6 protein-coding genes are annotated in these 9,018 nt (G+C 71.4%); 5 read left to right on the top strand and 1 reads right to left on the bottom strand.

All coding sequences use genetic code 11. The annotated features are described in order from the left end of the window. The first annotated feature begins 188 nt into the window (after window positions 1–188). Together ACFWY9_RS15515 and ACFWY9_RS15510 are read left to right on the top strand one after the other, a co-directional pair. On the top strand, window positions 189–551 hold the full coding sequence (locus ACFWY9_RS15515; protein WP_378322616.1) for a hypothetical protein: 363 nt from the start codon (window positions 189–191) through the stop codon (window positions 549–551). Window positions 552–716: 165 nt separating this feature from the next. Further along, window positions 717–1,487 carry an alpha/beta fold hydrolase gene (locus ACFWY9_RS15510; RefSeq protein ID WP_378339118.1) on the top strand — a complete coding sequence of 257 codons (771 nt, stop codon included), beginning with the start codon at window positions 717–719 and terminating at the stop codon, window positions 1,485–1,487. Here the strand turns inward: ACFWY9_RS15510 and ACFWY9_RS15505 are convergent. Next, entirely contained in the window at window positions 1,480–2,586 is a 1,107-nt protein-coding gene (locus ACFWY9_RS15505; RefSeq protein ID WP_378339117.1) for a S1 family peptidase, read from the bottom strand. The two genes, ACFWY9_RS15510 and ACFWY9_RS15505, sit on opposite strands and share 8 nt — an antisense overlap. Before the next feature lie 302 nt (window positions 2,587–2,888). Between ACFWY9_RS15505 and ACFWY9_RS15500 the strand changes: the two genes are divergently transcribed. From ACFWY9_RS15500 to car, 3 genes are all read left to right on the top strand, one after another. Continuing rightward, window positions 2,889–3,686, top strand: a complete 798-nt coding sequence (locus tag ACFWY9_RS15500; protein ID WP_378339116.1) for a hypothetical protein — start codon at window positions 2,889–2,891, stop codon at window positions 3,684–3,686. 46 nt (window positions 3,687–3,732) lie between these two features. Next, window positions 3,733–5,076, top strand: coding sequence for an amidase family protein (locus tag ACFWY9_RS15495; protein WP_378339115.1), 1,344 nt, complete (start codon window positions 3,733–3,735; stop codon window positions 5,074–5,076). Window positions 5,077–5,421: 345 nt separating this feature from the next. Beyond that, on the top strand, window positions 5,422–8,919 hold the full coding sequence (car, locus tag ACFWY9_RS15490) for a carboxylic acid reductase (RefSeq protein ID WP_378339114.1): 3,498 nt from the start codon (window positions 5,422–5,424) through the stop codon (window positions 8,917–8,919). The last annotated feature ends 99 nt before the right edge of the window (window positions 8,920–9,018 follow it).

Genomic DNA, 9,018 nt, shown 5'->3' with positions numbered 1-9,018 from the left:
TGTTGACCCCCCCCCGCCGGTGCCGGCGCCCGGGCGCGGCCCCCCCCCCCCCCGGCGGGGGCCCCCCCCCCCCCCCCGCCCGCCCCCCCCCCCACGCACCTGGCACTGTGGGCGAAACGGGTTGTGTCGCTGCTCCGCCTGGCTGAGACCGCCCGCCGCGCGGCCCGGAACTGTCGGTGGTGTCGGGCATGCTGGTGAACGTGGACGACCGATACGAGGCCTACGACGATCCGCCGGCGCTTTTCGCGGTGGGCCGCACACCGTTGCGGACGTTCCGGCGCCGTATGCCACCTCATCACCGCCGAGGGCCGCTCCGTCCGGACGACCTGGCCGGCTGGGTGGCCCGGCACGGCGGTGGTGTCCGTGGCCGCGCCCCGTCCGGCACGGTGCACCGCATGCTCCCGGACGACTGGCTTCCCGCGTGCGGGGCCGGGCTGAACGGGTGGAACCCGGAGCAGCTCACCCCGGTCGACGAGCCGGTGAGCTGCGGGCGCTGTGCGGCGCTCGTCGAGCCGGACGGGCCGGGCAAGCACCAGCTCGCGCTGTTCTGACAGGCCGCGGCCTGTCCGGTAGCGTTCCACCAGGCACAGCGAAGGTGGCGCAGGGGCCCTTCATGGCACCGAAAGTCCATAAAGGACAGCCGGGAAAGCCGTGGCACAGCACAGCGTGCGTCGTGGGCGCCGGAAATGTCGGTGGGCGGGGATAGAGTTCGCGGAGTGACCATCGACCTCGGACCGATCCGCACCGGCACGGAGTCCGCCGGCGACCTGACCATCGGCTTTCGTGAGATCGGCGACCCCGCGAGGCAGCCGGTCGTGTTGCTGCACGGTCTCGGGAGCGGCGCGGTGACCTGGGACGCGTTCGCGGCCGCGCTCGCGGCGGCCGGCCGTTGGGCGATCGCCCTCGACGCCCGCGGGCACGGCGCCAGCTCGCGCCCGGGAAACTACTCGCTGGAACTGATGATCGGCGACGTGCTGGCGTTCCTCGACCACCGCGGGCTCGGCGAGGTGGACCTCGTCGGGCACTCGATGGGCGGCAGCGTCGCGCAGCTGTTCGCGGCGGGCCATCCCGAACGCGTCCGGCGGCTGGTCGTCGAGGAAGCGGCCCCGCCGCCGCACACGGTCCCGGCCGGACCGCTCCCCGAGCCACCCGCCGAACCGCCGACGCCTGTCGACTACGACTGGCGGCTGGTGGGCCCGCTGTTCCGCCGGTTCCGTACCCCCGACCCGGCCTGGTGGAGCCGGCTCGCCTCGATCACCGCGCCCACCCTCGTCGTCGCGGGCGGCCCGGCCAGCATGGTTTCCCAGGAACGGATCCGGCTGCTGGCGGAGGCAATCCCGGACGCCCGGCTCGTCGAGGTCGCCGCCGGGCATCGCGTGCACCGGGACGCGCCCGGCGCGTTCGTCGAAGCCGTCCTGCCGTTCTTGTCCGAAGACGAGAACACCCCGGCACGGCGGCCGGGGCGTTCTCCTACCGGGTTCAGTTGAGGGTGACGCCGTAGGCGCTCAGCGCGTCGCCGACCGGCTGGAAGTAGGACGTCCCGCCGCCCTTGCCGGAGGTGATGCCGAGGCCGACACTGCCGGCGAACAGGCAGCCGCCCGAGTCACCGGGGTTGACCAGCGCACTGGTCTGGATCAGCCCGCGCACCGCGCCCTCGGCGTAGTTCACGGTCACGTTCAGGCGCTGCACCGATCCCGTGGTGAGATGCGTCGTGCTGCCGCTCTTGCTGATCCGCTGGCCGACCGTCGCCGCGGCCGACGAGCTGATCTTCTGGTTGGAGCCGTTCCACAGGGTGACCGCGCCGGGCGCGCTGCCGGTTGTGTTGCGGATCAGGCCGTAGTCCTTGCCAGGGAAGGTGGAACCCTGCGACGGGCCGACGTTCCACTGCGAAACCGCACGGGTGCAGTGCCCCGCGTCGACGATGTAGTTCTGGCCGCCCTTGTTGGTGTTGAAGCCGACCGAGCAGCGCGTGCCACCGCCGGTGATGGCCTCACCGTTGTAGATCGCGGTGTGCATCTCGCCGGAGAGCCGCTCCACCCGGACCCGGTCGCCGAGCGACTCGGCGGCCTGCAGCAGTGCGTCGGTGCCCTTGGCCGCGTCGGCCACGGTCAGCACGATCTGGTTGGTCTTCGGGTCGAGGCCGATCGACGTGTGCGTGACCGCGGGCAGCGCCTGCAGGGCGTCCTGCGCGGCCGTCAGCGCCGCGCTGGAGTGCTTGACCAGCCGTGCCTGCGCGCCCGCCGCGGTGACCTGGTCCGCGGCGGCCTGGTCGAGCACGTTGACCACGGGTTTCGCCGCGGCGTCGAGGTAACCGCCGGCGGCGCGGGCACCGAGCGAGGTGGTGACCCTCTGCAAGGTCTCGGCGCTCGCGGCCTGCGTGCGCAGCAGCTGGGTCGCGGCCGCCTCGGTGATCCCGGCTTCCGCGGCGAGGTCCGCGACGGCGGCGCGCTGCACCGTGGGCGAATAGCCCTCGATGGTCGTCGCGGTGGCGGTGGCCGGGGCGATGAAGCCGATGGCCGCGCCCGCGGCTACCAAGGTGATGGCGGAGCGGGCGAGCAGACGTCGCCCTGGAGACGTTGTGCGCATACCGGCAAACTCACTTTCGCGAGGGGAGGTTCCGGCGCGAGGAATGCCGCGCCGTTCACGCTGGCGTAGCCCGGACACGAACACCGTGGCCGGGACCGGTGATCCGGTGCGCTCAAGGGTGATTCCTGCCGAGATGCGGCAGTAGCGACTTTCGTCGCGATCCGCGAAAAATAGGTACCCCCGATCCGGCTACCGCATTGTTCCCGCGCAGCAACCGGCCCGGCGGGGGCAGCGTCCCGCACTGTTCGCCCGACGGCGTTTTTGCCGGTGTCCCTTCGGCTCCCGGCTGCTTGGCTGACCGGATGATCGACGGGAAGGACATGTTCACCGACCTCGGGCCGCTGCTCGGCAGGCACCGGGTGGACAACCGGAAGCGGTGGGCCAACGCCGGCTGGGCACTGGTGATCGCGGTCGCCAGCGGCTGGCTGGGGCTGTGGGCCCTGCTCGGCGGCGACGCGGACAGCGCGGGTGGCCGCAAGGCGATCGGCGTGCTGCTCGGGCTCACCCTCGTCGCCGCCATCATCACGGCTTCCCAGGCGGTCCGGGCGCTGCGGGGCGGGCGGGACGAGTTCGTCGAGGTGCGGGAGCACGGCGTGGTGTACGCCGGACGGCGGCGGCTCGCGGGCTGGTCGTGGGACCGGGTCACCGCCATCACCGTCAAGGGCGGCGAGGCGCGGCACGCGCTCCAACGGCACCTGGGCACGGGGTACACCTGCGTGCTCCACTTCGCCGACGGCGAGCGGGTCCGGGTGGACGGGCTGGCCGCCGACCACACCGCCGTGGGCCGGACCGCGCTGGCGCGGTGCCCGGACGCGAAGCGGCTCACCGGTGAGGAGTGGCAGCGCGACCGCGGCGGCTGGCTGCTGGCGGGTGCCGCCGCGTGTCTCGCCGCGATCGTCGCCGGGATCCTGTACCTCGTGACCCATCCCGACAGCGAGGAGCGGTACATCGACCCGGCCACCGGGATTTCCGGGGAACACCTCGTCCATGGCGTCCCCGAAGCCGGGATCGCCGTCATCGTGATCGGCGGCCTGGTGTGCCTGTGCGCCGCGGGCGGCTTCCTCACTTCCTACGTTCGGGGCAGAAGACTGCCGCGGTGAGCTTTTCCGTTCCCGGACCGCCGCCCGCCTGGCAAACTGCTCCCCCATGCGACACGACGACCACGACCTCCACGCCTCTGCGCCGGAATGGGCGGAGCTCGTCGAGCGGGCCCGGGAAAGCGCTACGTCGCACGGCGCATGGATCGCCGTCGGGACGGCGCCCGGCGCCCGAGCCGACGGGCCGCTGGCAGGAATTCCCTTGGCGGTCAAGGACAACATCGACGTCGCGGGGTTCGCCACCACGGCCGGTAGCCCGCTCTTCGACGGTTCCGTGGCCAATGCGGACGCCGGAGTCGTCAGCGCCCTCAAGGCAGCGGGTGCGACGGTACTGGGCAAGACGAACCTCCACGAGCTCGCGTTCGGCATCACCAGCGACAACGCGTTCACCGGGCCGGTCCGCCATCCGAGGGATCCTTCGCGGTCGGCGGGTGGTTCCAGCGGGGGCAGCGCCGTCGCCGTGGCGCTCGGCGCCGTGCCGATCGGGCTCGGCACCGACACCGGCGGGTCCGTCACCATTCCGTCGGCCTTCTGCGGGATCGTCGGGTTCCGGCCGTCCACGGGCCGCTACCCCGGCGGCGGGCTGGTCAACCTGTCGCACAGCCGGGACACCGTGGGCGTCCACGCCCGCACCGTGCACGACGTCCGGATCGTCGACGAGGTGATCACCGGGACCTCCGCGCCGCGCGAGCCGCTCACCGTGGACGGTCTGCGGATCGGCGTGCTCCGCAACCGATTCCACGACCTCGACCCCGCCGTGGCGGCCACCGCGCACGCCGCGTTGGCCGTGCTGGAAGAAGCCGGGGCGAAGCTCGTCGACGTCGAGGTGCGCGACGACCTCACGACCGCCATCGAATCCGGCATCGAGATCGTCCGGTTCGAATGCGCCCGCCTGCTGCGGCAGCGGCTGGTGCTCACGGGGTCACCGCTGGCCACCGCCGGGTTCGACGAGATCGCGTCGCGCGTCGCCTCACCGGACGTCCGCGCGTTGATCGAAGGCTTGGCCTCCGCGCCCGTGACCGCGGAGCGCTATGCCGCCGCGTGCGCTGCCCGCTGGCGGTTGCGCTCGGCGTACCGGGAAGCGTTCGAAACCTCCGGCGCCGAGGCATTCCTCTGGCCCACCTGCCCCGTCCCGCCGGCACGAATCGGCGAGAACGACACCGTCGTGCTCAACGGGCGCACGCTGCCGCGCTTCCCGGCCGTCATCCGCAACACCGAGCCGGGCACCGTCGCCGGGCAGCCCGCGCTGGCCGTGCCCGCGCCGATTGCAGCCGGGGCGCTGCCGGTCGGAATGTGCCTCGAAGGCCGGATCTTCGAAGACGGTGAGCTGCTCCGGATCGCCACCGCCGTGGAAGCCGTGTTCGCCGCGGACCGGAGCGCGACAACGTACTGATCGCGGGAATTCCGGCGCGGTGCTCTCGCCATCTGGGACGTCCTTTGTGGATTCCCGCCTGTGAAATTTCACAGTGCGGTCAAGGGAATTCGGCGAATCACCGCAGCCGTGGCGCCGTGAGCGCGGAAAACACCGAGGCCAGGCGCGCCCGCGCCGCGGTGTCCCCACAGGACAGTCAACCTGTACCAGCCGTGACGGATCAGACACAAGGAGTTCCAGATCACAGGGCGCTTTCCCGCGACCGTCCGAATGCGAAGCGTAAATTTAGTTGTAGTGCACATCTACTTTCCGGTGTCAGTGCCGCCACCGGAACCCAGGAGGTCGAGACCCAAGGAGGGCTGAACGATGGCGAACAACGCCGGGGCCGACGAACGGGAAGCACGCCGGATCGCCGAGCTGTCCAAGACGGACGCGCAGGTCCGCGACGCTCAGCCGCTCGCGGGCGTCACCGAAGCGATCCACCGGCCCAGGCTTGCGCTCGCCGAGCTCGTGGCGACGGTGATGGACGGCTACGCCGACCGGCCCGCGCTCGGCGAACGCGCCGCGGAACTGGTCACCGATCCGGCCACCGGCCGGTCCACCCGGCGCCTGCTGCCGCGGTTCGACACGGTGAGCTACCGCGAGCTGTGGTCCCGCGTCGGCGCGATCGCGGCCGAATGGCAGCGTGACCCCCACGCCCCTGTCCACGACGGCGATTTCGTGGCCACGCTGGGATTCACCAGCGCCGACTACGCCGCGCTCGACCTCGCGTGCGTCCGGCTGGGCGCGGTGTCCGTCCCGCTCCAGGCCGGCGCCACCGCCGGTCACCTCAAGCCCATCATCGCCGAGACCGGCCCGCGCCTGCTCGCCACGAGCGTCGAGAACCTGGCCACAGCCGTCGAAGTGGTCTCCGACAGCGAATCCGTCCGGCGGCTGATCGTCTTCGACTACCACCCGGAGGTCGACGACGAGCGCGAGGAGTTCGAGGCCGCGCGCGTCAGGCTCACCGAGCTGGGCAGCACCATCGCGCTGGACTCGCTCACCGACGTGCTGGCGCGCGGCAAAGCGCTGCCGCCGGCGGCGGAATTCACCGGCGCGGACGAAGACCGGCTGGCGCTGCTGATCTACACCTCCGGCAGCACCGGGACGCCCAAGGGCGCCATCTACACCGATCGCCTTGTCGTCGAGCTGTGGCGCGGCTTCTGGCCGGAACGGGCCGAGCTGCCGCTCCTCGGCGTCAACTTCATGCCGATGAGCCATCTGGCAGGCCGCGCCGTCCTGTTCGGCACCCTTGCCAAGGGGGGCACCTCGTACTTCGTCGCGAAAAGCGATCTGTCCACGCTGTTCGAGGACATCGGGCTCGCGCGGCCGACCGAGCTCATGCTGGTCCCCCGTATCTGCGACATGCTGTTCCAGCGGTTCCAGAGCGAGCTGGACGCGCGGGGCGCGGATCGCCCGGCAGTGGAGGCCGAGGTGAAGGCCGAACTGCGGGAGCACTTCCTCGGCGGCCGGATCGCCTGGGCGGGCTCCGGCTCCGCACCGCTTTCGGCCGAGCTGACCGCGTTCATGGAGTCCATTTTGGACGTTCCGCTGCACGACGCCTACGGCTCGACCGAAGCGGGTGGCGTCCTCTTCGACCGGAAGATCACGCGCGGGCGGGTGCTCGGCTACAAGCTCATCGACGTCCCGGAACTGGGGTACTTCCACACGGACTCGCCGCATCCGCGCGGCGAGCTGCTGCTCAAGTCGACCACGCTCGTGCCCGGCTACTTCAAGCGTCCCGACACCACGGCCGAGGTCTTCGACGAGGACGGCTACTACCACACCGGCGACATCATGGCGGAAGCCGGGCCGGGCGAACTCGTCTACGTCGACCGGCGCAAGAACGTGCTGAAGCTTTCGCAGGGCGAGTTCGTCGCCGCGTCACGGCTCGAAGCGCTGTTCGCCGCCAGCCCGGTGATCCGGCAGATCTACGTCTACGGCAGCAGCGAGCGCGCGTACCTGCTCGCGGTCGTCGTCCCGACCCCGGAGGCGCTCGAACGCGCCGGCGGCGCCACCGAGAAGGTTAAGGCGCTGGTGAGCGAGTCACTGCAGCGGATCGCCAAGGACGAGGACCTCAACTCCTACGAGATCCCGCGCGACTTCCTCATCGAGACCGAGCCGTTCTCCCCGGAAAACGGCCTGCTGTCCGGGATCCGGAAGCTGCTGCGGCCCCAGCTCAAGGCACACTACGGAGAGCGGCTGGAGCAGCTGTACGCCGAGCTGGCCCACCGCGAAACCAGCGCGCTGCGCGAACTGCGCGCGACCGGGCGGGACAAGCCGGTGTTCGACACCGTCGCGCGGGCCGCGGCGGCCGTGCTCGGCTCGGCCTCCGGGGAGCTCGGCGCGGACGTGCATTTCCTGGACCTGGGCGGCGACTCGCTGTCCGCGTTGTCGTTTTCCACGCTGCTCAAGGAAATCTTCGGCGTCGAGGTCCCGGTTGGCGTCGTCATCAGCGCGGCCAGCACCCTCGGGACGCTCGCGGACTACGTCGAAAAGGCCCTCCAGCCGGGAACGAAGCGGCCGAGCTTCGCCACCGTCCACGGCGAGGGCAGCACCGAGGCCAGTGCCGCCGACCTCACGCTCGACAAGTTCATCGACCCGGACACTCTCTCCGGCGCGACGGCGCTCTCCCGCCCGGACCGTCCTCTTCGGACGGTCCTGCTCACCGGCGCGAACGGCTACCTCGGCCGCTTCCTGTGCCTGGAATGGCTGGAACGGCTCGCGCCGGACGGCGGCAAGGTGGTCTGCGTCGTCCGCGGCAGCACCGCGGAGGCCGCGCGCAAACGGCTCGACGACGCGTTCGAGAGCGGCGACTCCGCGTTGCGGTCGCATTTCCAGGATCTGGCCGCCGAGCATCTCGAGGTGCTCGCGGGCGACATCAGCGAACCGGATCTCGGTCTCGACGAGCCGACGTGGCAGCGGCTGGCCGCCGACGTCGACCTGATCGTGCACCCGGCCGCGCTGGTGAACCACGTGCTGCCCTACGACCAGCTGTTCGGGCCGAACGTGGCCGGCACGGCCGAGCTGATCCGCCTGGCGCTCACCACGAAACTCAAGCCGGTCACCTACCTGTCGACGGTGGCCGTGATCGCGGCGCAGGCCTCGTCCGGCGACGAGGAGTCCGACATCCGCGTCACCAGCCCGGTGCGCGTGCTGGACGACAGCTACGCCAACGGATACGCGACCAGCAAGTGGGCGGGCGAAGTGCTGCTGCGCGAGGCCCACGAGCGGTACGGCCTGCCGGTGGCCGTGTTCCGGTCCGACATGATCCTGGCGCACAGCCGGTACACCGGTCAGCTCAACGTGCCGGACATGTTCACCCGGCTGCTGCTCAGCCTCGTCGTCACCGGCATCGCGCCGGGTTCGTTCTACCGGACCACCGAGCCCGCCCACTACGACGGCCTGCCCGCCGACTTCACCGCCGAGGCCATCGCCACGCTCGGCGCCGGGACCACCGAGGGCTACGAGACCTACAACGTGCTGAACCCGCACGAGGACGGGATCTCGCTCGACACCTACGTCGACTGGCTGACCGCGGCCGGTTACCCGATCGAACGCGTCGACGACTACGACGAGTGGTTCACTCGCTTCGAGACGGCGATCCGCGCCCTGCCGGAAAAGCAGAAGCAGCACTCACTCCTGCCGCTCCTGCACGCCTTCGCCCAGCCCGCCGAACCCGTGGCGGGCAGCGGGATCCCGACCGCGCACTTCCGCGCCGCCGTGCGCGACGCCGAAGTGGGCTCGGACAAGGACATCCCGCACGTGACGGCGTCCCTGATCCGCAAGTACGCGGACGACCTGAAGCAGCTCCACCTGATCTGACCAGACGGGGGGGTTGGGGGGGGGGGGGGGGGGGCCAGTTCCTGCTGGCAGCGCGGCGAGCCAGCTCGAGCCTCTCAGGGACGGACCGCGAGGCGCGGG

Source organism: Amycolatopsis sp. NPDC059027 (assembly GCF_042739735.1).
Classification (GTDB): domain Bacteria; phylum Actinomycetota; class Actinomycetes; order Mycobacteriales; family Pseudonocardiaceae; genus Amycolatopsis.
This window is presented reverse-complemented; position numbering and strand designations above follow the sequence as displayed.